At 66.6% G+C, this 24,471-nt stretch carries 26 protein-coding genes; 12 read left to right on the top strand and 14 right to left on the bottom strand.

Annotated elements, in window-relative coordinates; translation table 11 throughout:
* Positions 1 to 174 precede the first annotated feature (174 nt).
* The 4 genes from rplU to proB all read left to right on the top strand — a co-directional run bounded on the left by rplU (position 175) and on the right by proB (position 3,635).
* Entirely contained in the window at positions 175 to 486 is a 312-nt protein-coding gene (gene rplU / locus ACFVUS_RS14710; protein ID WP_067568881.1) for a 50S ribosomal protein L21, read from the top strand.
* A gap of 40 nt (positions 487 to 526) precedes the next feature.
* Positions 527 to 793, top strand: coding sequence for a 50S ribosomal protein L27 (rpmA, locus tag ACFVUS_RS14705; RefSeq protein WP_153806057.1), 267 nt, complete (start codon positions 527 to 529; stop codon positions 791 to 793).
* Positions 794 to 950: 157 nt separating this feature from the next.
* Positions 951 to 2,402 carry a GTPase ObgE gene (obgE, locus tag ACFVUS_RS14700; protein ID WP_387765185.1) on the top strand — a complete coding sequence of 484 codons (1,452 nt, stop codon included), beginning with the start codon at positions 951 to 953 and terminating at the stop codon, positions 2,400 to 2,402.
* A 132-nt stretch (positions 2,403 to 2,534) separates the two neighbouring features.
* Entirely contained in the window at positions 2,535 to 3,635 is a 1,101-nt protein-coding gene (proB, locus tag ACFVUS_RS14695) for a glutamate 5-kinase (protein WP_387765584.1), read from the top strand.
* Between the two features lie 8 nt (positions 3,636 to 3,643).
* On the opposite strand, the gene ACFVUS_RS14690 is transcribed toward proB, so the two are convergent.
* Entirely contained in the window at positions 3,644 to 6,064 is a 2,421-nt protein-coding gene (locus ACFVUS_RS14690) for a DUF6585 family protein (RefSeq protein ID WP_387765183.1), read from the bottom strand.
* Between the two features lie 379 nt (positions 6,065 to 6,443).
* On the opposite strand from ACFVUS_RS14690, the gene ACFVUS_RS14685 reads away from it, so the two are divergent.
* Complete coding sequence (locus ACFVUS_RS14685) at positions 6,444 to 6,968, top strand: DUF4254 domain-containing protein (RefSeq protein ID WP_387765181.1); 525 nt, start codon at positions 6,444 to 6,446, stop codon at positions 6,966 to 6,968.
* Between the two features lie 195 nt (positions 6,969 to 7,163).
* On the opposite strand, the gene ACFVUS_RS14680 is transcribed toward ACFVUS_RS14685, so the two are convergent.
* Genes ACFVUS_RS14680 through ACFVUS_RS14665 form a run of 4 tightly spaced genes read right to left on the bottom strand, consistent with a single transcriptional unit; the run spans position 7,164 to position 11,080 of the window.
* Positions 7,164 to 8,261, bottom strand: a complete 1,098-nt coding sequence (locus ACFVUS_RS14680) for a methyltransferase (protein ID WP_387765179.1) — start codon at positions 8,259 to 8,261, stop codon at positions 7,164 to 7,166.
* Positions 8,262 to 8,301: 40 nt separating this feature from the next.
* Complete coding sequence (locus tag ACFVUS_RS14675; protein ID WP_387765177.1) at positions 8,302 to 8,718, bottom strand: MarR family winged helix-turn-helix transcriptional regulator; 417 nt, start codon at positions 8,716 to 8,718, stop codon at positions 8,302 to 8,304.
* Between the two features lie 6 nt (positions 8,719 to 8,724).
* Positions 8,725 to 10,191, bottom strand: a complete 1,467-nt coding sequence (locus ACFVUS_RS14670) for an MFS transporter (RefSeq protein ID WP_387765175.1) — start codon at positions 10,189 to 10,191, stop codon at positions 8,725 to 8,727.
* Between the two features lie 46 nt (positions 10,192 to 10,237).
* Entirely contained in the window at positions 10,238 to 11,080 is an 843-nt protein-coding gene (locus tag ACFVUS_RS14665) for an NAD(P)H-binding protein (RefSeq protein ID WP_387765173.1), read from the bottom strand.
* A 111-nt stretch (positions 11,081 to 11,191) separates the two neighbouring features.
* Between ACFVUS_RS14665 and ACFVUS_RS14660 the strand changes: the two genes are divergently transcribed.
* On the top strand, positions 11,192 to 11,680 hold the full coding sequence (locus ACFVUS_RS14660; RefSeq protein WP_387765171.1) for a MarR family winged helix-turn-helix transcriptional regulator: 489 nt from the start codon (positions 11,192 to 11,194) through the stop codon (positions 11,678 to 11,680).
* Here ACFVUS_RS14660 and ACFVUS_RS14655 read toward each other — a convergent pair.
* Together ACFVUS_RS14655 and ACFVUS_RS14650 are read right to left on the bottom strand one after the other, a co-directional pair.
* A complete protein-coding gene (locus ACFVUS_RS14655; RefSeq protein WP_387765168.1) occupies positions 11,677 to 13,794 on the bottom strand; it encodes a RecQ family ATP-dependent DNA helicase in 2,118 nt (705 codons plus the stop codon). The two genes, ACFVUS_RS14660 and ACFVUS_RS14655, sit on opposite strands and share 4 nt — an antisense overlap.
* 192 nt (positions 13,795 to 13,986) lie before the next feature.
* Positions 13,987 to 14,589, bottom strand: coding sequence for a TetR/AcrR family transcriptional regulator (locus ACFVUS_RS14650; protein WP_387765166.1), 603 nt, complete (start codon positions 14,587 to 14,589; stop codon positions 13,987 to 13,989).
* A gap of 71 nt (positions 14,590 to 14,660) precedes the next feature.
* Between ACFVUS_RS14650 and ACFVUS_RS14645 the strand changes: the two genes are divergently transcribed.
* Entirely contained in the window at positions 14,661 to 15,407 is a 747-nt protein-coding gene (locus ACFVUS_RS14645) for an MBL fold metallo-hydrolase (protein WP_387765164.1), read from the top strand.
* A 101-nt stretch (positions 15,408 to 15,508) separates the two neighbouring features.
* The gene (locus tag ACFVUS_RS14640; protein WP_364629602.1) at positions 15,509 to 15,991 is read left to right on the top strand and encodes a hypothetical protein; all 483 of its coding nucleotides are present in this window, start codon (positions 15,509 to 15,511) and stop codon (positions 15,989 to 15,991) included.
* A gap of 54 nt (positions 15,992 to 16,045) precedes the next feature.
* Here ACFVUS_RS14640 and ACFVUS_RS14635 read toward each other — a convergent pair whose 3' ends face one another.
* Together ACFVUS_RS14635 and ACFVUS_RS14630 are read right to left on the bottom strand one after the other, a co-directional pair.
* Positions 16,046 to 17,266: an RtcB family protein gene (locus tag ACFVUS_RS14635; protein ID WP_387765161.1), complete on the bottom strand. Its 1,221-nt coding sequence runs from the start codon at positions 17,264 to 17,266 to the stop codon at positions 16,046 to 16,048.
* 166 nt (positions 17,267 to 17,432) lie between these two features.
* Entirely contained in the window at positions 17,433 to 17,987 is a 555-nt protein-coding gene (locus ACFVUS_RS14630; RefSeq protein WP_387765159.1) for a TetR/AcrR family transcriptional regulator, read from the bottom strand.
* A 103-nt stretch (positions 17,988 to 18,090) separates the two neighbouring features.
* Here ACFVUS_RS14630 and ACFVUS_RS14625 point away from each other — a divergent pair, with 103 nt between their 5' ends.
* From ACFVUS_RS14625 to ACFVUS_RS14615, 3 genes are all read left to right on the top strand, one after another.
* A complete protein-coding gene (locus tag ACFVUS_RS14625; RefSeq protein ID WP_387765157.1) occupies positions 18,091 to 18,525 on the top strand; it encodes a nuclear transport factor 2 family protein in 435 nt (144 codons plus the stop codon).
* A 91-nt stretch (positions 18,526 to 18,616) separates the two neighbouring features.
* Positions 18,617 to 19,081 carry a MarR family winged helix-turn-helix transcriptional regulator gene (locus ACFVUS_RS14620; protein ID WP_387765581.1) on the top strand — a complete coding sequence of 155 codons (465 nt, stop codon included), beginning with the start codon at positions 18,617 to 18,619 and terminating at the stop codon, positions 19,079 to 19,081.
* Positions 19,081 to 19,449: a DUF5313 family protein gene (locus ACFVUS_RS14615; protein WP_387765155.1), complete on the top strand. Its 369-nt coding sequence runs from the start codon at positions 19,081 to 19,083 to the stop codon at positions 19,447 to 19,449. The genes ACFVUS_RS14620 and ACFVUS_RS14615 overlap by 1 nt, the downstream gene beginning before the upstream one ends.
* A 122-nt stretch (positions 19,450 to 19,571) precedes the next feature.
* On the opposite strand, the gene ACFVUS_RS14610 is transcribed toward ACFVUS_RS14615, so the two are convergent.
* From ACFVUS_RS14610 to ACFVUS_RS14590, 5 genes are all read right to left on the bottom strand, one after another.
* Positions 19,572 to 19,985, bottom strand: coding sequence for a DUF4189 domain-containing protein (locus ACFVUS_RS14610; RefSeq protein ID WP_387765153.1), 414 nt, complete (start codon positions 19,983 to 19,985; stop codon positions 19,572 to 19,574).
* A gap of 88 nt (positions 19,986 to 20,073) precedes the next feature.
* Entirely contained in the window at positions 20,074 to 20,535 is a 462-nt protein-coding gene (locus ACFVUS_RS14605) for a pyridoxamine 5'-phosphate oxidase family protein (protein ID WP_387765151.1), read from the bottom strand.
* A 62-nt stretch (positions 20,536 to 20,597) separates the two neighbouring features.
* Complete coding sequence (locus ACFVUS_RS14600) at positions 20,598 to 21,539, bottom strand: alpha/beta hydrolase (protein WP_387765149.1); 942 nt, start codon at positions 21,537 to 21,539, stop codon at positions 20,598 to 20,600.
* Between the two features lie 98 nt (positions 21,540 to 21,637).
* Positions 21,638 to 22,390, bottom strand: a complete 753-nt coding sequence (locus ACFVUS_RS14595) for an SDR family NAD(P)-dependent oxidoreductase (RefSeq protein WP_387765147.1) — start codon at positions 22,388 to 22,390, stop codon at positions 21,638 to 21,640.
* Between the two features lie 33 nt (positions 22,391 to 22,423).
* Complete coding sequence (locus ACFVUS_RS14590; protein WP_387765145.1) at positions 22,424 to 23,545, bottom strand: LLM class flavin-dependent oxidoreductase; 1,122 nt, start codon at positions 23,543 to 23,545, stop codon at positions 22,424 to 22,426.
* A gap of 162 nt (positions 23,546 to 23,707) precedes the next feature.
* On the opposite strand from ACFVUS_RS14590, the gene ACFVUS_RS14585 reads away from it, so the two are divergent.
* Entirely contained in the window at positions 23,708 to 24,463 is a 756-nt protein-coding gene (locus ACFVUS_RS14585) for a glucose 1-dehydrogenase (protein ID WP_387765143.1), read from the top strand.
* Positions 24,464 to 24,471: the final 8 nt, after the last annotated feature.

The raw sequence follows: 24,471 nt of genomic DNA, 5'->3' as shown, positions 1-24,471 counted from the left end.
AGCGCTCTGCTGTGCAGCATGATTCAGCAAATGCGCTGTGTGTACGAGGGTCCGGTTCAAATGTGAACCACAGGCCCGAGGCGGCGGTGATTACCAGACCAGTCATTCGGCGGTTTCCGGTGCAAAGCCGGAGGATCAGCCGTGTAGTACTACAGGAAGAAGGGCAGCCGACCGATGGCAACGTACGCAATCGTCAAGACCGGCGGAAAGCAGTACAAGGTCGCGGTTGGTGACCTGGTGAAGGTCGAGAAGATCGAGGGTCTGCCGGGCACTTCCGTGTCGCTGGCGCCGGTGCTGCTGGTTGATGGCGCCGAGCTGACCACCGATGCTGACAAGCTGGCGAAGGTTTCCGTGTCCGCCGAGGTCGTCGAACAGACCAAGGGCCCGAAGATCCGCATCCACAAGTTCAAGAACAAGACCGGCTACCACAAGCGTCAGGGCCACCGTCAGAAGCTGACGGTCCTGAAGGTCACCGGCATCAAGTAATCCGACTTGGGGTTCGTCACCCCGGCACGAGGAGTTTGAAATGGCACATAAGAAGGGTGCATCCAGCTCGCGCAATGGTCGCGATTCGAATGCCCAGCGGCTCGGCGTCAAGCGTTTCGGCGGCCAGGTCGTCAAGTCCGGTGAGATCCTGGTTCGCCAGCGCGGCACGCACTTCCACCCCGGCGTGAACGTCGGCCGTGGCGGCGACGACACCCTGTTCGCCCTGGCGGCGGGCTCGGTGCAGTTCGGCACCAAGCGTGGTCGCAAGACCATCAACATCGTGGTTCCGGAGCCGGTGTCGGCCTGACGCCGTCTCGGAGCTAATCCACACGCACTTCGCGACACGGGTCAGGGTTTGAAATAGCCCTGGCCCGTTTTGCTGTTTTTACATAGTTCGCCATGACACGTGCCGCTCCGGCCGTGCGATCGCAAGACGACTGTCCTGAAGGAGGATGATCACCGATATGTCCAAATTCATCGACCGTGTCGTACTGCACGTGCGTGCGGGCAAGGGTGGGCACGGCTGTTCCTCGGTGCGCCGCGAGAAGTTCATGCCGTTGGGTGGACCCGACGGCGGTAACGGCGGCAATGGCGGGGATGTGATCCTCGAGGTCGACGGTAACGTCCACACCCTGTTGGACTTCCACTTCCACCCGCATGCCAAGGGCGGCAACGGTAAGCCGGGCGAGGGCAATGACCGCAGCGGTAAGCGCGGTGAGGGCCTGCTGCTGAAGGTGCCGGACGGCACCGTCGTGATGAGCACCGACGGTGAGGTGCTGGCCGATATGGTCGGCGTCGGCACCCAGTTCATCGCCGCGCGTGGCGGCCGCGGCGGGCTCGGCAATGCCGCGCTGGTGTCCAAGGCGCGCAAGGCCCCCGGTTTCGCGCTGCTCGGTGAGGACGGCCAGGAGCGCGAGCTGGTCCTGGAGCTCAAGTCGGTGGCGGATGTGGGCCTGGTGGGCTTCCCGTCGGCCGGTAAGTCCTCGCTGGTGTCGGTGTTGTCGGCGGCCAAGCCGAAGATCGCCGATTACCCGTTCACCACGCTGGTGCCGAATCTCGGTGTGGTGCTCGCGGGTGAGACGAGTTACACCGTCGCCGATGTGCCGGGTCTGATTCCGGGCGCGAGCGAGGGCCGCGGTCTGGGCCTGGACTTCCTGCGCCATCTGGAGCGCTGCGCCGTGCTGGCGCACGTGGTCGACTGCGCGACGCTGGATCCGGGTCGTGATCCGATCTCCGATATCGACGCGCTCGAGGCCGAGCTCGCCGCGTACCAGCCCGCGCTCAAGGGCGATGAGGGACTGGGCGATCTGGCGGACCGGCCGCGCGTGGTCATCCTGAACAAGGCCGATGTGCCCGATGCCGCCGAGCTCGCCGAGATGGTGACCCCGGAGCTGAAGAAGCGTGGCTGGCCCGTCTTCACGATCTCCGCGGTGAGCCGGGAAGGCTTGCGGCCGTTGACCTTCGCGCTCGCGGATCTGATCAAGGAATACCGCGACGCGCATCCCAAGGCCGAGGCCAAGCGTGCGATCATCCGCCCGATTGTCAAGGGCGACAGCGGTTTCAAGGTCATTCGCGATCCCGAGGTCGAGGGCGGCTTCATCGTCAGCGGTGAGCGGCCGGAGCGCTGGGTGGCGCAGACCCAGTTCGACAACGAGGAGGCCGTGGGTTACCTGGCCGACCGCCTGGCTCGCCTGGGTGTCGAGGAAGAGCTGGTCAAGCTGGGTGCCGAGCCCGGTGCCCCGGTGACCATCGGCGATTTCTACTTCGACTGGGAACCGCAGATCTCCGCCGGCGTGGAGACCATGATGACCCGTCGTGGCGCGGATCCCCGCCTGGACCAGACCGAGCGCATCGGCGCGGCTGAGCGCAAGCACGCCTCGCGGGCGCGCCGCGGTCTGATCGACGACGAAGGCTAGCAGTACCGGCCCGCACCGGGATTCGCGCGAATACCGGTGCGGGTGATAGGGATTCGAGGCGGCGGTACCGTACCGCGGGCGAATTGAGGTGTGGCGCAGGTGAGTTCGAGTATCACGCGGGCCGAGTCCGAGCTGAGCGAAGCCCGGCAGGCGATCGCGACCGCGCGCAGTGTGGTCGTCAAGATCGGTTCCTCGGCGCTGACCAGCCTCGCGGGCGGTCTGGAGACCGAGCGACTGGACCGGCTGGCAGATGCCGTCGAGGCGCGCATGCGGGCCGGTTCGGATGTGGTCGTGGTGTCCTCCGGGGCCATCGGCGCGGGTATCGCGCCGCTCGGATTGTCCAGGCGGCCCAAGGATCTGGCGACCAAGCAGGCCGCCGCCAGCGTCGGTCAGCTGGCCCTGGCACACGCCTGGGGCACCTCGTTCGGACGCTATGACCGCGTGGTCGGTCAGGTGCTGCTCAGCGCGGGCGATTTCGGCCGCCGCGAGCACCATCGCAATGCCCAGCGCACCCTGGACCGGCTGCGCTCGCTGCACGCCATCGCCGTGGTGAACGAGAACGACACCGTCGCGACGGAAGAGATCCGGTTCGGCGATAACGATCGGCTCGCGGCGTTGGTGGCGCATCTGGTCGGCGCGGACGCGCTGATCCTGCTATCGGATGTGGACGGTCTCTACGACGGCGATCCCCGCAAGGGCTCCGCCAATTTCATTCCCGAAGTGCGCAGCAGCGCCGATCTGGACGGCGTGATCGCCGGTAGCGGTGGTGCTTTGGGCACCGGCGGGATGGCCTCGAAGCTCGAAGCCGCGCGGCTCGCCGCCGATGCCGGAGTCCCCGTACTGCTCGCCGCGGCCTCCGATGCCGCCGCCGCCCTCTCGGGCGCGACCGTCGGTACCGCCTTCGCCGCCCGTCCGGTTCGGCTCTCGGCCCGCAAGTTCTGGGTCCGGCATGCCGCCGACAGCCGCGGCGCGGTGCATATCGATTCGGGTGCGGTGCAGGCCGTGGCCGAACGCCGCCGCTCCCTGTTGGCTGCCGGGATCACCAAGGTGGCCGGTCGTTTTCACGGCGGCGACGTCATCGACCTGATCTCACCGGACGGCGCGATCGTGGCGCGCGGCGTAGCCGCCTACGACAGTGACGAACTCGAATCCATGAAGGGCCGCTCCACCGGCGACCTGCCCGAGAATTCGCAGCGCCCGGTCGTGCACGCCGACGATCTGGTCAAGGTCTGATCGCAGGGTCAGCGTGCCAGGGTGCGCAGGCGTTCGGCGAGTTCGAGGAAGACGAAGACGTTCGGGATGGCGTTCGCCGCCACCTTGGTGAGCGAGAGCCACTCCCCGGCGACGCGAATCGCTATGTAGCCCTTGTCGACTCGGATCTCCTGCACCTCACCCCAGGGCACCGAGCGGTTGTGCGCGCGAATCGCGCCGTGGCTCAGGGTGATCGAGCCGAACTCCAGGGATTTCCCGGTTTCGGCGGCGGCCAGGGCGAGCGGCAATTGGGCGGCCGTCACCCGCCGCCGGATCTCCGGCCCCCACTGCTCGGCTCCGACGAAGCGGTCCGTGATGAGGTAGTCGGCCCCGGAGGGATCGGTCAGCTGATACCGGTAGGTCCAGGAGACGCCGGTCTCGGAGCCGTACATGCGGTGCGAGACGCGGGTGATGTCCTCGATCACCGACACTGTCTCCCAACGGAATACGTGCGTCCGCCCACCGCTCTGCACCACCGCGCCGCGTTCGAAAAGGCTCAATTGCGCATCGCGGAATTGCGATCCGGTGCTCTGGCTGCTCGCGTACTTCACCCGCGCCGCGGTGTGTTTGGGCGATGAGATGAACTGTCGCAGCCACACCAGCCCCGCGACGCCGAGGAACAGGATCGCGACCGCGAGTGCGCTGCCCGCACCGTCGGTGATGAAACTGGCGATCACGATCACGCCCAGAATGGCCAGCGGGATGCCGTAGATCCACTTCGGCGACCCACCGAACCAACGATGCGGATGGGTCGAGACATGTTGTCCCAGAAGGTGTTCGGCCGCCGCAGCGGTGATGAGCTGCGAGGGATTCTCGCGGGATGGCATGGTGGCGGTCCGGCCCGGAGTGGTCTGCTGCGGCCCGGCCGCTGAACTTTCGGCCTGTGGCTTGCGTTCCCGGCTGGTTCCGGTGTCTTGGTCCGGGTGCATCTCCACTTCGGTCGGCGGTACGAAGGGGTTGCGTGGTACGGGCGCTTCGACTCCACCGATGACTGTCAGCGATTCCTCGGCCCCGGATGCGGGATCCGTTGCGGTGACCACGGTTCGGCCGTTGGCATCGATATTGACATTGACTTTGATCCGAGGTGTGCCGCGCCGCGCGGGTGCGATCGGGCTCAGGGACAGGACTCCCAGGAGGTGGTTGTGCTTCGCGATCTCGTGTTCGCCCTGGAAGATCTCGAGATCGATGCCGGTCTGATTGTCCGCCACGGTGGTGACGAATGCGTCGCGTGTGGTGGCGATGGTGGTGTGGCGATGTACGAGATCGGTGAATTTGCCTCCGCTGGTAGCGATTCCGATGCTGATCGGGGTCGCGTCCAGCAGCAGTTGGTCGCGGATGGCGCCGGTGAATACACCGGTCAGAATGGCCGCGCCGATGGCGGCGGATTCGTCGGGGTGCATGCCTCGGTAGGGCTCGCGGCCGCTGAGTTCGGTCACCAGTGCGACGAAGGCGGGCATCCGACTGGCGCCGCCGACCAGGACCACCCGATTCACCTCGCGCATCGGGAGTCCCGCATCGGCGAGTACTTTCGCGATCGGGGCGCGGCAACGGTCGAGTAGATCGGCGGTGAGTTCGGCGAATTCCGCGCGAGTGATGTTCTCCGACAGAAACATCGGATTTCCGCCGCTGTCGGTGGCGATGTACGGAAGGTTCACGGTGCTGGTCGCCGCACTGGACAGTTCGATCTTCGCCTGTTCGGCCGCCACCCGAATTCGCTGTAGCGCATGAGAATCGGTGCTCAGGTCGATTCCGGTGTTCGCTCGGAACCGTCGCACGATCGAGTCCGCCAGGCGCTGATCCCAGTCATCGCCACCGAGTGCGTTATCGCCGCCGATCGCCCGGACCTCGGTGACGCCCGCGCCGATTTCGAATAGCGCGACGCTGAATGTGCCCGCGCCGAGGTCCAATACGAGTGTTGTCTCATCGGCGGGCCGGGCGTGCAGCGTGTATGCGAAAGCGGCCAGGTTGGTTTCGCCGACGAAGCGCCGCACCCGCAGGCCCGCGAGTTCGCAGGCTTCCTCGGTGGCGCGGCGCTCGGCCTCGCCGTAGTGGGCGGGCATGGACAGCACCACGTCGGTGAATTCCTCGCCGAGCGCGGCCTGGGCGTCGCGTTTGAGTTTGCGCAGTACGCAGGCCGTGATTTGGGGTGCGGTGTAGGCCCTTCCGTGGTCGGTGAAGGTCCAGTCGGTGCCGAGGTGCCGCCGTACGCCGGCGGCGGTTTGCCCGGGATGCGCAATGGCCCGGTCGGCGGCCTTCTGACCGACGATGACCGAACCGTCGTCATTGAAGCCGACCACGGTGGGGGTGTGGTGCGCGCCCTGGGCATTGGCGAGTATCCGGGGCCGTCCGTTCTCCAGCACGCAGACAATCGATTTCGAGGTGCCCAGGTCGATCCCCACCACGCGCGTCATTCACTACCCCCTGTGCGGTGGGAAGTTTCGCGCCCTCCCGCCGATGATCATGTGCGAAAGCGACTGTGCCACAGATCCGGAATCGTCGACAACGGGCCAGGTAGTGCGATTTTCACCGACCGGTCGGTCCCATATACCGCATTTCCGTGCGTGTCCGCCCGGCGCGGCGACCGAGGGGCATCGGAAGGCCATGGAAAGGGCAGTGGGCGGGCGAGCTTTTCCGCGCATCCTGGAAGTTGCACCCGGTGCCGCATCGTAGATGTGCCCTTCGCCGATAGCGGTTGCCTGGATCCGGCGCGGTCCGCCCTTGCCGCGCCGGGCTCGCGGTCCGGCGACCGCCCGCGGCGCCGGGTGCGCCCGCACCGCCGTGGAGGTAGGTATGTACATACCGCAACCGGACGACACGCAGTTGTCGTGGGCGAGTGGCCGTGACAATGTCCTCGCTCGCCGTGACGATGGCTGCGCGCATCGTCCCCTACTGCCCGACTGGCATGAACTGCTGGCCGCCTTCTGCGGCCATATCGGTGACCAAACCGATGATCATCCGGTCACCCGCTGGGCCCGTGGCCTGGCCGAACTACATTTGGAACGCAATGCCGAACGCGGCGATCCGGGTGCGCCGGATCCGCGCGGCATCGACGAACGTCGCGCCCAGACGGTCACTTTCATCGATGAGTGGGTGACCAGGCGGGCCCGCCGGCGCGAGACGCGCCCCGAATCCCTCGGCTCCCTCATCGACGCGATGGCCGCCGCCCACGTGCGCGCGGTGCACCTGCTCAAGACCGTGGACCGCGTCTCGGACCAGCAGGTGCACGCGGCCTGGTACGACCTGGCGGAAATGGCGGCCGGGTGGACCGATCGCGCGGCGAATGTGCTTGGCGCACAGGAACGAAGATCGGCCTAGCGCGCCCGATTGAGGCGCGCGTTGCGGGGTAAGGCCTGGGAGACTCCCGGTGGCAATTGGGTGCGCCGGGGTTGGGATGCGAAGTCGCGGTGTTGGAATGCTCTGGTGCGGCGGTTGTCCGAGCAATCCGGTGCTATGACGCGTATTCCTGCCAGCGGTGATCGGCGCACGGGGGCCGATCACCGCCGGGGGAGATCAGCGTGCGGGGCGGGCTTCCAGGACACAGTCCGGGGCCGCGGTGTGCACGATGCGGGTGAGCAGGAAACCGCTGCGGGCCAGCAGATTCCGGAATTCGGCTGCGGTGCGTTCCCGGCCGGTGGCATTGACCAGCATTTCCAGGTCGATGAATTTTCCGGCGTGCGGGCGCTGATGTTCGGGCAGCACGATCTCGATGACGAGCAGGCAGGCGTCGGGTTCCATGGCGGCGCGCACGGTGCGCAGAATCCGTTCGGCTTCCTCATCGGACCAGTCGTGAATGATGTGCTTGAGAATGTACGCGTCCCCGCCCTTGGGCACGGCTTCGAAGAATGATCCCTGTTCGACCGAAAGTCGTTCCGCCAGGCCGAGTTTCGCCACCTGTGCGGGCAGTTCCGCGACCACGTCGGGTAGATCGAAGATGATGCCGCGTGCCGCGTCGGTGCGGCGCAGGATTTCGGTGAGCAGGCTGCCGTGTCCCGCGCCGATATCGACCAGTGTTCCGAATCGCCCGAAATCGTATGCGGCGAACAGCGGTTCGGTGGACAGCGTGCTGATGCTGGTCATGGCTTTGTCGAACATGTCGCCGATATCGCGGTGCGCGGCCGCGTATTCGAAGAACGGCAGCCCGTCCAGCGCGGGCCCCACCGAATGTCCGGTGCGCACCGCGTCCGCCAGATGCGTCCAGTGATTGCGGTGGAAATCCGATCCGAAGAACAGGATCACATCGCGCAGCGTGACATCCGCATCGCTGCGCAGTGCCTGCGACATGCCATTGAGCGCGTAGGAACCATTGCGCCGCTGGCTGAAGATATCGAAGCTGATCAGCAACCGCATGAGCCGCCGCAGCCCGTCCTCGGACACCCCGAGCGTGCGGGCCAGTTCATCCGGCTGTTTGGGTCCGTCGACGAGCGCGTCGGCGACGCCGAGTGCGGCGGCCGCGTGGATGCCCTGGGTGAGGAATCCGGTCATCTGGAGTTCGAGCAGTGCGATATGCCCGGGAACCAGCCGCCGGTGCAGTGCGGCCAGCCCGTCCCGGAACCAGCCGAGTGCGCGGATGAGGGGGAGCGGCGGAACTGATGCGGAACTGGATGTCATGGTGGACTCCAACCGTTTTCAGGCAGCGGATGCGTCGAGCCTACCGCCGGGCTTCGAGATTCTTGGTCATGCGTTCGAGGACCGATACGGCGGTGCGGTACTCGTCATCGCTGATGCCCGCGACCGATATCTCGCGGAAGGTGTCGATATGTTCGCCGACCTTGCCGAGGCGTTCGAGCCCGTCCGCGGTGAGCGCCAGGCGTTCGGGGCCGGGACGCGATACCCAGCCGTCGGTGAGGGTCAGGGTGATGGCGGAATCCAGGTCGGCGGTATCGGCATTGGCGACCAGGACGTCGCGTACCTCGATATCGGAGATGTCCTTCCCGTCGCGAACGGCATTGAGTACCTGCCAGGCCAGCCGGGTGAGGCCGAATTCGGCGAGCGTGTCGTTCATATAGTCGGTGATGGCGCGGTCGGTGCGGTTGAGCCAGTAGCCGATGGGCCTCATGACGATCATTGTCCTTCAGTGTGATTCGGCGGCGGCGTGTTCGGGCAGCAGCCGGTAGGCGAGACAGCAGGTCAGGGCTAGCGCGGCGACGACCAGCAGGCTGGCGGACGCGCCACCGGTGGTGTGGAAGTAGACGGTGGTGACAGCGGCCGCGCCGATGCTGTTGGCGAGTTGCTGCACGGCGGTGAGCGCGCCGCTGGCACTGCCGGATTCGACGGGATCGATATCGCCCAGGGTTACCCGGAAGATGGTGCCGAAACACGCGCCGAGGCCGAGGCCGGTCAGCAGCACGGGAGCGATGAGCGCCCAGCCCGATAGCGTCGAACCGTAGTGGTGGATGAGCGCGTACAGGATGAGGCTGCCGGTCAAGGTGAGCAGCAGGCCGATGAGTACGAGGGTGCGGCCCAGGCGTGCGAGCAGCTGGTGGGTGGCGATGGAGGCCACGATGATGCCGATCGAGAGCGGGACCAGCGCGAGCGCGGCCTGTGTGGGTGTGCGGCGCAGCACATTCTGGAGATACAGCGAAAGCACATACAGCAGGCCCGAGGTGGCGGCGAAGTAGATCAGGCCTAGGAGCAGGCCCGAGGTGAAACCGCGATTGCGCAGCAGTGAGGGTTCGATGAGCGGTGCGGCGGCCTGCCGCTGGCGCAGGCAGAACCCGCCGAAGAGCAGCAGTCCGGCGGTGAGCGCGAGGATCGGGCGGGCGGTCCAGCCGTGCGCGGGTCCGTCGATGAGGCCGTAGAGCACACCGAGCATGGCGGCGGCGAGCAGTGCCGAGCCGAGCCCGTCGACGACGACGGCGCGGTCACCGGAATCGCGGGGGAGCAGCCGGATCGCGAGCACCGTCGCGAGAGTGCCGAGCACGATATTGATCAGGAAGATGGCGCGCCAGCCGAGCTCGAGCAGGTCCGCGTCGATGAGGAATCCGGCCAGGATCGGGCCGCAGATGGCGGACAGGCCCAGCGCGGGTGCGAAGACGCCGAACGCCTTGCCGATCTCGTCGCGGGGGAAGACCGCGCCGAGAATGCCGAAGCCCTGCGGGATGAGCAGTGCGCCGAAAGCGCCCTGAAGCAATCGGAAGCCGATGATCGCGGCGGGTCCGAGGGCCAGCCCGCAGGCCACCGAGGCGAGGGTGAAGCCGATGATGCCGATCAGGAACAGGCGGCGGCGGCCGAACTTGTCACCGAGTCTGCCGCCGACCACCAGTAGCACGCCCATGGCGAGTGCGTAAGCCGCGCCGAGCCATTGGATCAGGGCCGTGCCGCCGCCGAGATCGGCGGCGATGGTGGGTGCGGCGATATTGGTGATGGTGGAGTCGAGCAGGTCGAGTATCGAGGCGAACAGGATGACCGCGAGCACGGCCCAGCGGGCGCGGCTTGTCATGGGGGACAGGTCCGCCGGTGGGACGGGTGACGCATCCGGTTTCACGGTGGGCGGTGTGGATGGGGTGTTGGCGGGCCGGGCGTGTGGCGAGGTTGCCATTGGAATGCCTTGGGGGAGAATGGGTCTCACCGTGGTGAGACCGGAATCAATTGGGGGAGAACGCGTCCGCGTGTTCGCGCACCCACTGGGTGAAGCTGCGTGCGGGGGTGCCGAGCAGCGAGTGCGTGGTGTCGGCGACGGGCTCCGGGCGTTCGCTGGTCGAAGCCCAGTACGAGAGCAGCGAATCGGCCATGGCGGCGGGCATGTGCTGGGCGAGTTGGGCGCGGGCGGCGTCGGGGGTGATCTCGACGATCGGGATATCGCGGCCGAGCACCTCGGAGATCGCGGCGAGCTGAGCGCGGAAGGTGAGCGACTGTTCGCCGGTCACATGGTATGTGCCACCGCGCAATTCGTGTCCGGTGAGCGCGGCGTAGGCGATATCGGCGATGTCATCGGTGTGGATGGGCACGATCGCGGCGTCGGCGTAGGCGTGCTCGATGGGCAGGCCGTTGCTGATGAAGTACGCCCAGCCGAGGGCATTGCTGGCGAACGCGCCGGGGCGCAGCACGGTGGTGGGGATATCGGAGGCGGCGAGCGCGTTCTCGACATTCAGGTGGTGCGCGGCGAGCGAGTCTTCGGTGGCGGTCGGGCTCAGCACCGCGGAGGAAGACACCAGCACGATGTGCTCGACTCCGGCGGCCCGCGCGGCGGTGATGAAGGCGTCGATACCGGCGGGCTCGGCGTAGAGCAGCACCTGGGTGATTCCGGCCAGGGCCGCGTCGAAGGTTTCGGGGGCCGTGAGGTTGAGCTCGGCGACCTCCACCCCGGCGGGGACGGATACGGCATTCGGGTCGGCGCTGGCGGCGCGGACCGGCAGTCCGGCGGCGCGCAGCTTGGTGATGAGCGACTGGCCGATCTTGCCGCGGGCGCCGGTGACGAGGGTGGTCATGGGGTTCTCCATCGGGTTGATGTTCTGTGCTTGTGTACATATGCATGCTGTCATGCACACAATTGTAAGTCAACACATGTCTTCGATCTGGCATGGATATACGATGTGCATATGACCGCCAAGGACACCCGTACCGCCGATGACCTGCTCAATGCCGTGGGTCCGGCCTTCGGCAAACTGCGCCGTACGTCGCTGCTGGAGGTCGAGAACCCCATCTCCGCAAAGGATTTGAGCCGCACCCTGGTGCTGAATCTCATCCAGGAACACAACCTTCAGCCGGGGGCCGAGGTGACCGTCGGCAAGGTCGCCGAACTACTCGGCACCGATCCGTCGGTGGCCAGTCGCATGGTCAGCGAGAACATCAAGGCGGGCTACCTGATTCGCGCCGCCTCGCAGCAGGATGGCCGGCGCACCGTGCTGGAGTTGAGTCCGCAGGGCGAGGAACTCATGACCCGCTTCCGCAAGCATCAGCGCGACGCATACGACTACATCACCGCCGATTGGCCCGAATCGGATCGCCTGGATTTCGCCCGGCTCATGCTCCGGTACGTCGACTCCCTCGAAACCCTCAAGGATCGAGGGCTCGCCAAAGACGCCTAGGAGGGTGTCGCCAGGGCGAAGGGTAGGACGGCGTCCGCGCCGGCGGCGCGCAGGGCGCGGGTGGCCATGGTGAAGGTCCAGCCGGTATCGGTCAGGGCGTCGACCAGCAGGATGGGGCCGTCCACATCGGTGAGATCCGGTGTCTCCCAGGCATTGTCGAGCGCGGCGACGCGGTGTGCGGAGTTGACCGCGGAGACCGGCGGGAGATCGGGGCGCAGGTAGAGGGTGCCCAGGTCGCGCAGGCGGCCGATCTCCGCCAGGCGCGCGGCGAGTGAGGTGGTGAGCAGGCGGCGGCCGGGGGAGTCCAGTGCCAGCACCGCGGTGGGGCGTTCGGCCCAATCCCATTCGCGCAGCACGATGGTGCAGGCCTTGAAGACCTCGTCCGGAACCGGCGCGTCGGGTGCGTCCAGCAGTGCCCGCAGGCGCTGACCCCAGCCGAGATCGCTGAGCCGGCCGAGTACCCGGCCGGTCTCGGCACCGTGAGTGATCTTGCCGGACAGTGAGATTCCGAGTTTCGACATGCCTGTCGGCCACTGCTTGCGGGGCGCGAGGTCGATGCCCGGGCGATCCAGGCGGGTGCGGATGGCCGCCAGATCGGCGGCGTCGACTGCGGTGTCCTGACTGGTTCCGGTGCAGTTGTCGCAGCGGCCGCAGCCGGGGGAGTCGGCGCGCAGGCCGGGATCGTCGAGTTGGCGGCGCAGGAAGTTCATCCGGCATTCGGCGGTGGACTGATAGTCGATCATGGCCTGCTGCTCGGCATTTCGCGCGATGCTCAGGCGCTCATAGCGTTCGGTGTCGTACTCCCAGGGCTGTCCCGTATCGATCCAGCCGCCGCGCACCCGCTGCACCGCGCCGTCCACATCGAGCACCTTGAGCACCATCTCCAGGCGCGAGCGATTCAGCTCCACCAGGGGTTCGAGCGCGGCCGTGGAGAGCGCGCGATCGGGATTCAGCGCGGCCAGCACCGAGCGCACGATGTGCTCGCGCGGGAACGCCACCGAGGCGAAGTAGCTCCAGATCTGGCGATCCTCCGGCCCGGGCAGCAGCACCACCTCGGCGCGTTCGGTGCCGCGGCCCGCGCGGCCGACCTGCTGGTAGTAGGAGATGGGCGAGGAGGGCGCGCCGACGTGCACCACGAAACCCAGATCGGGCTTGTCGAAACCCATGCCGAGGGCGGAGGTGGCGATGAGCGCCTTGACCTTGTTGTCGAGCAGGGCCGCCTCGAGCGCTTCGCGTTCGGCGGGGTCGGTCTGACCGGTGTAGGCCGCGACATTGTGGCCGTGGGAGTTCAGTACATCGGCGAGATCGTGCGCCGCGGCCACGGTGAGCGCGTAAACGATGCCGCTGCCGGGCAATTCGTGCAGTCTGCGGCTGAGCCAGGCGGTGCGCTGTACCGCGTCCGGAATGCGCACCACGGACAGGTGCAGCGATTCGCGGTCCAGGCCGCCGCGCAAAACCAAAGTGTCGGTGCCGATCTGGGTGGCCACATCGGTGACCACGCGGTCATTGGCGGTCGCGGTGGTGGCCAGCACCGGCACATCGGAGCCGAGATCGGCGATGAGCGTGCGGATTCGGCGATAGTCGGGGCGGAAGTCATGCCCCCAGTCCGAGACGCAGTGTGCCTCGTCGATCACCACGAGCCCGGCGTCGGCGGCCAGTTTGGGCAGTACCGCATCGCGGAAGTCGGGGTTGTTGAGCCGTTCCGGGCTCACCAGCAGTACATCCACCTCGCCCGCCGCGACCTGGGCGTGGATCTCATCCCATTCGGTGACATTGCCCGAATTGATGGTCGCCGCAACCACTCCCGCGCGTTCGGCGGCGGAGACCTGATTGCGCATGAGCGCCAGCAGCGGTGACACGATCACCGTCGGCCCGCGTCCCGCCGCGCGCAGCAGTTTGGCCGAGATGAAATACACCGCCGACTTACCCCAGCCGGTGCGCTGCACCACCAGTGCCCGCCGCCGCTGCACCACCAGCGCCTCGATGGCCACCCACTGATCCTCGCGCAATCGCGCGCCCGGCCCCGCCAGCTCACGCAGCAGCCGTTCGGCATCGGGCCGCAGCTCGCTGGAGGTACCGGTCTGGGTCGCGTCGGTCGAGGTCACGCGCTCCATCGTGCCTCACCGCACCGACACCACCCAGCCCCAACCCGACTTCGCACCCCGCCACGCCGCAAACTCACCCTCCGCTATCCGGCTGAGGCGCACCCTCGTCATCCCGGCATGCTTTTGGCCGGGATCCACACAAACGGCGTGGACGTGCTGATCGTATGGATCCCGGCCATAAACGCGCCGGGATGACGAGGCTCAGTTCGCCGCCGCGAGGTGCGCGTCCACCATTGTGCGGACCAGGGTGTCGAGCGGCGGCCAGGGGAAGCTGGGGCGGTCTTGGCGCAGGGTGATCATGCCGTGCATGGCGGACCACAGACAGATCGCGGTCGCCTCCGGGTCGGCGCTGCCGCAGTCGGCGGCCGCGTCGATGAGTAGCCGCATGGTCCGCAGGCCGGGAAGCTGGCCTTCGGCGGGTTCCCAGCCGGGCGTACCGGCGGTGCCGAACAGCACGCGGTAGTGGCCGGGGTGTCCGGTGCCGTAGTCGACATAGGCGCGGCAGACCGAGGAAAGTCGTTCGGCGGCATCATCTTTCGCCACCGCCTCGCGGGCGCTCTCCAGCGTCTCGCGCAGCTCGGCGAAGCGGAGCTGATACACCGCCGTGAGCAGTTCGCGCCGATCGGCGAAATGCAGGTACACGCTCTGCGGGGCGATCCCGGCGGCGCGGGCCACCGCGCGCAGGGACAGCGCCTCCTGTCCGTCCAGATCTTCGAGCAGGGTGCTGGCCGCGGTCACCAGTTCCGCGCGCAGCAGCGCACCCTCGCCACGGCGATTACGGCTGCGAATGGGTTTGTCCGACACCTTGACAGCGTAGCAAGACAGCCGTCTACTTACATCCGTAAGCAGACGGCTGTCTTGTTAAGGAAGAACCCATGCTCACAGTCACCCGCGTCGTCCACGCCAGCGTCCTGCTCGATTTCGGCGGTGCGCGCATCCTCACCGATCCGTGGCTCTCCGAACGCCGCTTCTACTACCAGGGTGAGTCGCGCAGCATCGCCACCGCCGCCGATCTGCCCGAGCTCGCGGGCATCGTCATCAGCCACGAGCACTACGACCACTGCGATCTGGATGCCCTGATCGGATATCCGGACAGGGCAGTGCCTTTCGCGGTGGTTCCCGGCCTGGCCGCCAAGGTGCGCGCCGCGGGCTTCCACAATGTGACCGAGCTGGCGCCCTGGCAAAGCACCCATCTCGGACCGGTCGAAGTGACCGCCGCACCCGCGAAACACGGTGTCCCGGAAGTCACTTTCGTCCTGCGCGCGGACGATCACACCGTCTATTTCGGTGCCGACACCCTGCGCATCGCCGAACTGGACGAGGTCGCCCGCCGCTTCCCCGAGATCGATCTGGCGCTGCTCCCCATCAATGGCCTGCGCATTCGCCCGCTGCTGAATCATCAGGTCGTCATGGACGCGGCCGAGGCCGCCGACCTCACCCGCGTCCTGCGTCCCAGGCTGTCGGTGCCCATCCATTACGCCTTCACCAGCGGCCCGATCGGTGATCGCGTCATGACCAAATCCGATCGCAATCGCCCCGATCTCTATCTCGATGCCGCGTCCGATCTGGCCCCGGATACCAAGGTGCACATCCTGGATCCGGGCATACCGCTCACCGTGTGACCAGCTTCGTTGCGGCTCGGTCAAGATCGCGCACAATCCCCGGCGGTGGCGGACAATGAGGTGCCGGAACCGCGCGGTCTTCCGGTGACAGGGAGACGGTGATGCCGGAGAAGTTTCCGTCGCCCGCCGGGTGGACGCCACCGGGGGCGCAATTTCGCAGTAGCGGAGGGGTTTCGAGGGCTCTCACCGGTGCGCTCGTATGCCTGATCCTCACCCCCATCGGCATCGTCTTCGCCGCCCGGGGCGCGGCGGATATGCGCCAGTGGGGAATCCTGGGTGACTTCGCCGACCGCCTCGGCTCCACCTTGCAAATCTTGTTCGGCGCGGCCCTGTTCCTACTCGTGGCCGCCCTGGCCGCCTACTCTCCGGCGGGAACCATTGTGGCGGGCCTGATCTGGGGTGTACTCCCCGGTCTGCTGCACCTGATCTTCCCCGACGACACCTTCCGCATCATCGGCGATCTGCCCCGCATCAGCGACGACCTGCACGTGGCCCTCTACCAATGGCTGCAATCCGGCTTCCCGTTGATAGTGGGCATCCTGCTCATCGGCGCGGGCGTGGCCACCACCCTGCGCCGCCGCTGACCGGTCGCCGAACCCGTTCCGGCACAACCGAATCCGATTGCGCCGAAACACCCGTCACCCTTTCACGCACAGCACCTGTCGCAGCGTGTGCACCACATCCACCAGATTCCCCTGCGCCGCGATCACCTGATCGATGTCCTTGTACGCACCCGGAATCTCATCCACCACCCCCGCATCCTTCCGAGACTCCACCCCCTCGGTCTGCGCGACGAGATCCGCGACCGTGAACTGCCGCTTGGCCGCACTCCTACTCATCCGCCGCCCCGCCCCATGCGAAGCCGAGTAGAACGAATCCGGATTCCCCTTCCCCCGAACCACATACGACCGCGTCCCCATCGACCCGGGAATCAACGCCAAATCCCCCTTCCCCGCCCGCACCGCACCCTTACGAGTGACGAGCATGGGAACCCCGTCGATAATCTCCTCCGCCACATAGTTGTGATGGCAGGAAATGGGCTTGTCGAAAACAACTTCGCGTTCGGCGAATTCCTCGCGTACCGCCCTGCACACCAGCGCCAGCATTACCGCTCGATTGCGGGCCGCGTATTCCTGCGCCCACGTCAGATCGCGGCGGTACGCATCCATTTCCGGTGTACCGGCGACGAATACGGCGAGGTCCTTGTCCGGCAGGTCCTGGTTATGCGGGAGCACGCGCGCGACGGCCATATGGCGCTCGGCCAGTTCCTTACCGATATTCCGGCTTCCGGAATGCAGAAGTATCCATACCTGCTGCTCCGAATCCAGACAAACCTCGCAGAAGTGATTTCCTCCGCCTAGCGTGCCCATCTGCTTGTGCGCCTTGGACTCTCGCGACTGGACCGCCGGATCCAGTGCCGCGAAACCCTTCCAGAACCGATCCCATCCGGCGCGCTGCGAATTGCTGACCTGGTGTCCGGAGACCTCCGCGTTCAGCCGATTCACATTCACCGAATCATCGTGTGCGGCAAAGCCGACCGGTACCGCCGCCTCGATCCGGGTGCGCAGCGCGTGCAGGCTGTCGGGCAGATCACTCGCCTTCAGCGAGGTCCGCACGGCTTCCATTCCGCACCCGATATCGACACCGACCGCCGCGGGTGAAACCGCGTCCCGCATCGCGATGACGGATCCGACCGTCGCCCCCTTGCCGAGGTGCACATCCGGCATGACCCGTACCCCGTGCACCCATTCCAGCGCGGCGATATTGCGCAGCTGTTGCAGGGCGGCGGGCTCCACTTCGTGCTCGTGGGCCCACATGAGCGTCTGCGCTCGAGTTCCGCGCAGCTCTACGGGAAACATTGGACATTCCTTCCTTCGGATTGCCCTTCACCGTAGGTGCCCATCCGCTCGGGCGCACCGCATTTTCAACGGGTGTACGCCCCGGAACAGGTCAGGGTTCGACGAAATCGACTGCTGGGGAACGGAGACCATCATGCCAATGGCCGGCGATTCGCGAGTGAATAGTTCAGCGGGGGCGCAGGCCGTCGAGGATGACGGTGAATCCGCGTTCGCGTTGCGCGGCGTCCATGGCGTCCAGATGTACGGCGATGAAGAAACCCTTGAGGACCGACATCAGGTCGCCGAGTTCGATATCGCCGCGCACCGCCCCGGCTTGCTGTGCGCGAGTCAGCAATTCGCCGATGGTGGACTGCAGCTCTCGTGTCGGGCCCGCGTAGATGTGCGCGCCCTGCGGTCCGAGCGCATCGGCGAGATCGCGTTTGACCCCGCCGCCGGAATCCATCTGTCGCAGGAAGGCGAAGAAGGCCGCGCCCGCGTCGTCGGCGGTGAGCGCATCGCGGGCGCGGCCGGTCATGCGGTCGACGCGATCCACGATGGCGGCCTCGAAAAGTGCCTCTTTGGTGGGGAAGTGGCGGTACACGGTGCCCGCGCCGACGCCCGCGCGCCGCGCGATCTCGTCCAGGGGTACCGAAATGCCCTCCGCGGCAAAGGCTTCCTGTGCGGCGGCGAGCACCCGCTCGCGATTGCGGCGGGCGTCGGCGCGGAGCGGGCGTTCGGTCATCACCGGCAGCCTACCCATTGACAACCGGGGCGAGCGCCCCGAATACTAATCGGGGCGTACGTTCCGTTTAATTCCGATCACTTCAGAATCCCGTGGAGACCTCATGTCCACTGCCGTGGAAACCCCTCGCGAACTGGTAGAACGACTCTTCAACGGCCTGCCGGATCGCGATCCGGACGCCTTCGCCGCCCTCATGGCCCCCGATGCCGTCTTCGAAATCCCCTTCACGATTCCCGGAATGCAGACCCGCTTCGAGGGCCGAGACGAGATCCGCGCACACCTGTCCCGCTGGTGGTCGGGCAGCGTCGCGGAAGTCCAGGTGCACGCCATCGACGCGGCCATCTACGAAACCACCGATCCGGGACTGTTTTTCGTCGAGAACGATGTCGAGCTCACTCGCGCGGGCGAACCGCGGGTCCGGGTGCGCACCTCGGTCAATGTGGTCCGGGTGCGCGACGGTGAGGTCGTGCTCTTCCGCGATTACATGGATACCGCGCGCCTGCTCGCGCTGACCGAAAGGCTGCGCGAGCAGGTGTGACCGGCGCAACCCACTCGATCGCGTGCCAATAGTTAGTGTATTAACTATTATTGCCCTAACGGTAGCGATCGAGGAGGGCTGAGCTGTGGAGTTGGATGTCGAGGATCCGCTGCGGTTGGACCGGCAGGTGTGTTTCGCGCTGGCCGTCGCCAATCGCGCGGTGCTGGCCGTCTACCGGCCGCTGCTCGAACCGATGGGCCTCACACATCCGCAGTATCTGGTGATGCTGGCGCTGTGGGGGGAGGCCCCGATGTCGGTGAAGGATATCGGCGAGGCCATCCAACTCGATTCGCCGACGCTGTCGCCGCTGCTCAAGCGGCTCGAAGCCGCCGGGCTCATCACCCGGCGGCGGGACGCGCACGATGAGCGCAATCTCGTCATCGATCTGACCGAGGCCGGGCGCGAGCTGCGTAATCAGGCCGAGCGGATTCCGCCGGCGGTGGTGGAGCGGCTCGGGGTCAGCCTGGCCGATCTGGAGGATCTGCGCGAGGTGCTCAATCGCGTGAATCAAGCGGCGCGCCGGTCGGTGCTGTCGGAGACGAAGGGAACCCGGTGATGAAGCATCCCAATCCGGCGCAGTGGATCGGTTACTCGTGCGGTATGCGGCTCCCGGATGAGCTCCAGGAGTGGGTCCGCAATGATTTGACCGGAAAGTTCGCGGTGCCGAGGCATCTGGTGCGCGGCATGTTCCCGCTGCTGCCGATCTTCGCGGCGTTCCTGCTCTTCCCCGGCGAATTGTGGTTGCGCGCCAGCATGATTCTGCTGGCCGTGCTGCTGGCGGGGTTCTACATCATCGCGTACATGCCGATGAACCGTGCGCATCGGCTGGAAAAGCACGGGCTCCCAGCGGATTTGGAGAGTCCGACGCGGGCTTCGCAGCGTGCTGCCGAACGGGCGGCCTACGAGGCTCGCTACGGGCGTTGACCCTGCCCGGAGACTCGTCATCCCGGCGCGTATTTGGCCGGGATCCACACTGTGGCAGTGGATCCCGGCCAAGAGCATGCCGGGATGACGAGGTGAGCATGCCGGGATGACGAGGTGAGCCGCTACTGTGCGTTCTTGGTGCAGGCCGAGGTGAGGACCTTGGCCGCGCGCGGGCTGGCGCTGCCGAGGTCGGGGAACGGCGGGTTGCTCTCGCCGAGTCCGGCGACCGCCGCCGCTTCGGCCTCTTCGCGCGAACCCGCTGCGGCCCAGCCGAATGCGCCGTCCGCGCCCTGGGCGAGCGCACCGCAGCCGTCGGTGAAGCGGAAGACGATTTCGCAGTCGTAGTTGGCGCAGTCGCGGATGGCGGCGGCGTCCGCGGTCACCTTGGTGTTCTCGGCGGTGACGACACCGCCGTTCTTGAGCTTGGAGACGGCTATCGCGCCGTAGTACTGCGGTGCGGCGTGCGCGGTGGCGGCTGCCAGGGCGCAGGACATGGTCACGGCCGCGGTGAGGGCGGTGATTCGGGCAACCGGCAAGAGAATTCCTGACGTTTCAGAAACTGGGCGAACGAGGCCGATAGTAGACGATCGACCTTGCCCGCCTGGTCGCCTTGGGTGAACCGAATCAGTCGCGCACCGCACGCGCGGGTAGCAGCCCGAAGGGGTCCGGATGGATCTGCCGCGCGAAGTCCATCACCTCCACCGCGTGCGGGCGCAGGCGCAGCAGCACGAAGTCGTCACCGTCCGGCCCGGCCGGGAAGAACTTCTCGAAACCGTTGATCCAGCGCTCTTTTCGCGTGGCGAGGTCATCGACGATCTCGGCGGTGGCGTGCACACTCACATAGGCGGGGGTGTCCCGGTCCTGCACCGCGTAGGTCACCTTCGGGTGCACGGCGATATCGGCGGCCTTGCGGGACTTCGGGCTGGTGCCGATCCAGATGGTCCCGTCCTCGTCGAGGCCGACGTGCTGCACCAGCCGGGCATTGGGGATCTCATCACCGATCGTGATGAGGAAGCCGTAGGTGTTGGCGCGCAGCAGTTCCGCGGCCACCTCGAATAGTGCGGCATTGTTCGAACCCTCGGACATGGCGTTCTCCCGTCACTCCATATAGATCGTTTGCTCTATATGGAGTGATCGTACTACTTCGATCAGGAGAGCGCCTTGCGCAGGGCGGTGAAGGCGGAGCTATTGGCCTGCCGGGTCTCGGGCAGATGCCAGGCCATCGTCATGAATCCGTGGGTGGTCCCGTCCCAGCGGTGGATCTCGGTGGGCACCCCGGCATCGCGCAGCAGTCGGCCGTAGGTCTCGTCCTCATCGCGCAGCGGATCGAATTCCGCGCTGGCGATGTACGCGGGCGGCAGTCCGGTCAGATCGGCGATCATCGGATTGGCGTAGGGGTCCGCCGCGTCGGCGTCGGAGTTCAGGTATTGCTGCCAGTACCAGCGTATTTGGGCCGCGGTGGTGAAGTAGCCGGTGGCGTTCTCGGTATGCGAGGCCGAATCGCACGCCGGATCCAGCATGGGATAGAGCAGTAGCTGGAACGCGATATCCGGTCCGCCGTTATCGCGGGCCGCGATGGCCGCGACGGTGGCGAGCGTGCCGCCCGCGCTGTCACCGGCCACGGCGAGCCGCGCCGGATCGCCGCCGAGCGCTTCGGCATTGTCCGCGACCCAGCGCAATACGGCGTAGGCGTCGTCCGCGGCGGCGGGAAAGCGAGCGTCCGGCGCGCGCCGGTAGTCGACCGAAATGACAATGACCCCGGCCTCATTCGCCATGACCCGGCAGAATTTGTCGTGGCTCTCGAGGTTGCAGAGTACGAATCCGCCGCCGTGATAGAACACCACGACCCCGGGCGTCTGCTCGGTCAGCGCGGGCCGGTAGAGCCGCACCGGCACCTCGGGCGCGCCCTCGGGTCCGGGCACCAGCCAATCTTCCACTCCCGCAACGGGAATCGGCTCGACGGCGGGCGGCGCGGGTCGCGCGGCCAGGAATGCCCGCGCCTCGGCGGCATCGACCACCTTGGTGCCGAGCTCGGGGAAAGCGGCGGTGGCCGCATCGGTGAAGGCTTGCCATTCCGGCGACAGGGGCATCGCGGACTCCTGGGATGGGCTGGGGAACTGTGGGTTTCGGATAAGTGGAGCGCCGCCCGCTTCGCAGGTACGGGCGGCGCTCCCGCCATGAGGTCTGACTACATGCCGCGCGGAATGAACTTGCCCGCCGCCAGGCCGCCGTCGATGGAGACTTCCGCGCCGGTGATGTAACCGGCGGCATCGGAGGCCAGGAAGGCGACGAGTTCGGCGACTTCCTCGGGCAGCCCGCTGCGCTCCAGCGGCAGGTTGGGGAAGCTGCCCGGACCGGTGGTCAGGTAGGGCACCATCGGGGTGGCGATCGGGCCGGGGTAGATGGAGTTGACGCGAATCTGGTTCAGCCCCAACTCGAGTGCGGCGACCTTGCTCAAACCGCGCAGCCCCCACTTGGAGGAGCCGTACGCGGCGTGATTCATCAGACCCTCGAGCCCGGACTGCGAGGAGATATTGACGATGGAGCCGCCGCCCGCCGCGATCATGGCCGGAACCGCGGCCTTGATGCCGTTGAACGCGCCGATCAGGTTCACCTTCAGAATGCGTTCCAGCTCAGCGGAATCGGTCTCCATGAGCGGCTTCATAATGTAGATGGCGGCATTGTTGACCAGCACATCCAGCTTGCCGAAGGTCGAGACCGCCACGGCGACGGCCGCGTCCCAGCTGTCCACGTCCGAGACATCGTGCTTGACGAAACGTGCTGCCTCGCCGAGGGATTCGGCGAGTTCCTTACCCTCGGTCTCCAGTACGTCGGTGATGACGACTTGCGCGCCGCGCTCGACGAACAGGCGCGCTTCCGCCGCACCCTGTCCGCGCGCCGCGCCGGTGATCAGGGCGACTTTGCCGGTGAGATCAGCCATGTGGAGCTTCCTTCTACTAGATCTGCTTGCTTGCTACTGAAAGTGGGGAATGACCTTCTCGCCCCACTGGCGAATGGTTTCCATGCAGGCGTCCTGCGGCACCGTGCCCATCTGGATCAGGCACAGGATCTCGTCCGCGCCCGCCGCCCGCAGCCGCTCGACGTACGCGATGGCGTCCTCGGCGGTGCCGTAGGCGTGGTCGGTGTTGAAGATGGCGGTGGACCCGGATTTCACCGGAATCTTGGCTTCGTGCAGGTAGGCGACGTGTTCCTCGGCCGCCTCGCGCATTGCGGCGATCTCGTCGGCGTCCGGGTCCACGGCCTCGTCCGGCACCGGTCCCGCACCGTAGTAGTGCTTGATGGCCTGTGCGAAGAACCGCTGCCCGCGCGCGCCGATCTGCCGCGCGCGTTCGCGATCATCGAGCACGATGGTCGGGCACAGCGCCGCGAAGTGATCGTTGACCACGGTGGAGACGAAATGCTCCCCGGTGCGCTCGGCGATCGCGGTGTCGTAGATGCGGCGCAGCTCGGCGATCTCGTCGATACCGCCGAAACCCAGTACCAGCGCACCGATTCCGTACTCGGCGGCGAGTTTCAGCGTGTCCTTGCGGGTGCACGCCATGAACAGCGGCGGATGCGGCCGCTGCACCGGCCGCGGCAGCAGATAGTGCGGCTCGATATCCAAAAGCTCACCGTGATAGGAGAATTCGCCCTCGGGATCCTGCCAGGCGGCGGCGATCATCCGCAGTGATTCCTCCACCTCCCGATGTGTGCGCCCGGGATCGACTCCGCACATGGAGGTTTCGACCGCGGTGGATCCGCGCCCCGCGCCCAGATTCAGCCGTCCGCCGGACAGCACATCGAGCATGGCCGCGCGTTCGGCCGCCCGCACCGGATGATTGAAGTTGAACGGCATGCACACCACGCCGTGCCCGATGCGTATCCGCTCGGTCTTGGCCGCCACCCAGGTCAGGAAGATCTCCGGCGCGCTCATGTGCGCGTACCACTTGAGCCCGTGGTGTTCGACCGCCCAGACGGTGTCGAAGCCGACCTGATCGGCGAGCACGGCCTGCTCGACCGAGTCGTGCAGCACCCGCGCCTCATGGGCCGCCGTGGGGTCGGCCATTTGCGCCTCGAAGATCATCGAGAACTTCATCCGGGTGCTCCCTACCGCCTATCCGGCCGCTATGCCTAACCGGAATAGTTCAGGACTCAAACCCTCAGGTCATTCGGATGTCTCAGTGGCCGGGACCACACCGTGCCGCACCCCGGCCCCGGTCTTAGCGTCGGTTCAAACGCTGAGGAAGGACGGGATTCGGTGGGACAGCTGGACGGGAAGGTCGCGCTTGTCACCGGCGGTGCGCGTGGCATGGGAGCCGAGCATGTGCGCCGCTTCGTGGCCGAGGGCGCACGCGTGGTGTTCGGCGATGTGCTCGACGAACAGGGTAAGGCCCTCGAGGCCGAGCTCGGTGACGCCGTGCTCTTCGTGCATCAGGACGTCACCAGCGAAAGCGACTGGCAGGCAGCGGTTTCCGCGACCATCGCGCAGTTCGGCCGCCTGGATGTGCTGGTCAACAACGCGGGCATCCTGCGTTTCAAGAAGCTCCTGGACATGACCCTGAATGAGTGGAATCTCATGCAGTCGATCAATGTGACCGGGTCCTTCCTCGGTATCAAGACCGCCGCGCCCGCCATGATCGAATCCGGTGGCGGTTCCATCGTCAACGTCTCCTCCGTCGAGGGTTTCGTGGGCGCGGCCGGCCTGTCCGCCTACAGCGCGAGCAAGTTCGCGCTGCGCGGTCTCACCAAATCCGCCGCGCGGGAGCTGGGGCATTCGGGTATCCGGGTGAACTCCATCCATCCCGGCGGCATTGCCACCCCCATGACCGCCTCGGTCGCCGGTGCGACCGGTCTGGATGGCAATTCCTTCTTCTCCGATCTGCCCATTCCGCGCTGGGGTCAGCCGGTCGAGGTGTCCGAAGTGGCGCTCTTCCTGGCCTCCGATGCCTCGAGCTACTGCACCGGCGGCGAATTCGTCGTCGACGGCGGCATGCTCACCAGCTGCGGCTATTAAGGACTGAT

This window comes from Nocardia sp. NPDC058058 (genome assembly GCF_042885355.1).
Lineage (GTDB): Bacteria > Actinomycetota > Actinomycetes > Mycobacteriales > Mycobacteriaceae > Nocardia.
Note: the sequence above shows the minus strand (reverse complement) of the source record. Positions and strands in the feature narration are given on the sequence as shown.

Bases quoted from the DNA above. Each gene is read 5' to 3' on its own strand.
- rplU (WP_067568881.1), top strand. From the start codon at position 175: ATGGCAACGTACGCAATCGTCAAGACCGGCGGAAAGCAGTACAAGGTC.
- rpmA (WP_153806057.1), top strand. From the start codon at position 527: ATGGCACATAAGAAGGGTGCATCCAGCTCGCGCAATGGTCGCGATTCG.
- obgE (WP_387765185.1), top strand. From the start codon at position 951: ATGTCCAAATTCATCGACCGTGTCGTACTGCACGTGCGTGCGGGCAAG.
- ACFVUS_RS14690 (WP_387765183.1), bottom strand. From the start codon at position 6,064: ATGACGCGCGTGGTGGGGATCGACCTGGGCACCTCGAAATCGATTGTC.
- ACFVUS_RS14685 (WP_387765181.1), top strand. From the start codon at position 6,444: ATGTACATACCGCAACCGGACGACACGCAGTTGTCGTGGGCGAGTGGC.
- ACFVUS_RS14680 (WP_387765179.1), bottom strand. From the start codon at position 8,261: ATGACATCCAGTTCCGCATCAGTTCCGCCGCTCCCCCTCATCCGCGCA.
- ACFVUS_RS14675 (WP_387765177.1), bottom strand. From the start codon at position 8,718: ATGATCGTCATGAGGCCCATCGGCTACTGGCTCAACCGCACCGACCGC.
- ACFVUS_RS14670 (WP_387765175.1), bottom strand. From the start codon at position 10,191: ATGGCAACCTCGCCACACGCCCGGCCCGCCAACACCCCATCCACACCG.
- ACFVUS_RS14665 (WP_387765173.1), bottom strand. From the start codon at position 11,080: ATGACCACCCTCGTCACCGGCGCCCGCGGCAAGATCGGCCAGTCGCTC.
- ACFVUS_RS14660 (WP_387765171.1), top strand. From the start codon at position 11,192: ATGACCGCCAAGGACACCCGTACCGCCGATGACCTGCTCAATGCCGTG.
- ACFVUS_RS14655 (WP_387765168.1), bottom strand. From the start codon at position 13,794: ATGGAGCGCGTGACCTCGACCGACGCGACCCAGACCGGTACCTCCAGC.
- ACFVUS_RS14645 (WP_387765164.1), top strand. From the start codon at position 14,661: ATGCTCACAGTCACCCGCGTCGTCCACGCCAGCGTCCTGCTCGATTTC.
- ACFVUS_RS14640 (WP_364629602.1), top strand. From the start codon at position 15,509: ATGCCGGAGAAGTTTCCGTCGCCCGCCGGGTGGACGCCACCGGGGGCG.
- ACFVUS_RS14635 (WP_387765161.1), bottom strand. From the start codon at position 17,266: ATGTTTCCCGTAGAGCTGCGCGGAACTCGAGCGCAGACGCTCATGTGG.
- ACFVUS_RS14630 (WP_387765159.1), bottom strand. From the start codon at position 17,987: ATGACCGAACGCCCGCTCCGCGCCGACGCCCGCCGCAATCGCGAGCGG.
- ACFVUS_RS14625 (WP_387765157.1), top strand. From the start codon at position 18,091: ATGTCCACTGCCGTGGAAACCCCTCGCGAACTGGTAGAACGACTCTTC.
- ACFVUS_RS14615 (WP_387765155.1), top strand. From the start codon at position 19,081: ATGAAGCATCCCAATCCGGCGCAGTGGATCGGTTACTCGTGCGGTATG.
- ACFVUS_RS14605 (WP_387765151.1), bottom strand. From the start codon at position 20,535: ATGTCCGAGGGTTCGAACAATGCCGCACTATTCGAGGTGGCCGCGGAA.
- ACFVUS_RS14600 (WP_387765149.1), bottom strand. From the start codon at position 21,539: ATGCCCCTGTCGCCGGAATGGCAAGCCTTCACCGATGCGGCCACCGCC.
- ACFVUS_RS14595 (WP_387765147.1), bottom strand. From the start codon at position 22,390: ATGGCTGATCTCACCGGCAAAGTCGCCCTGATCACCGGCGCGGCGCGC.
- ACFVUS_RS14590 (WP_387765145.1), bottom strand. From the start codon at position 23,545: ATGAAGTTCTCGATGATCTTCGAGGCGCAAATGGCCGACCCCACGGCG.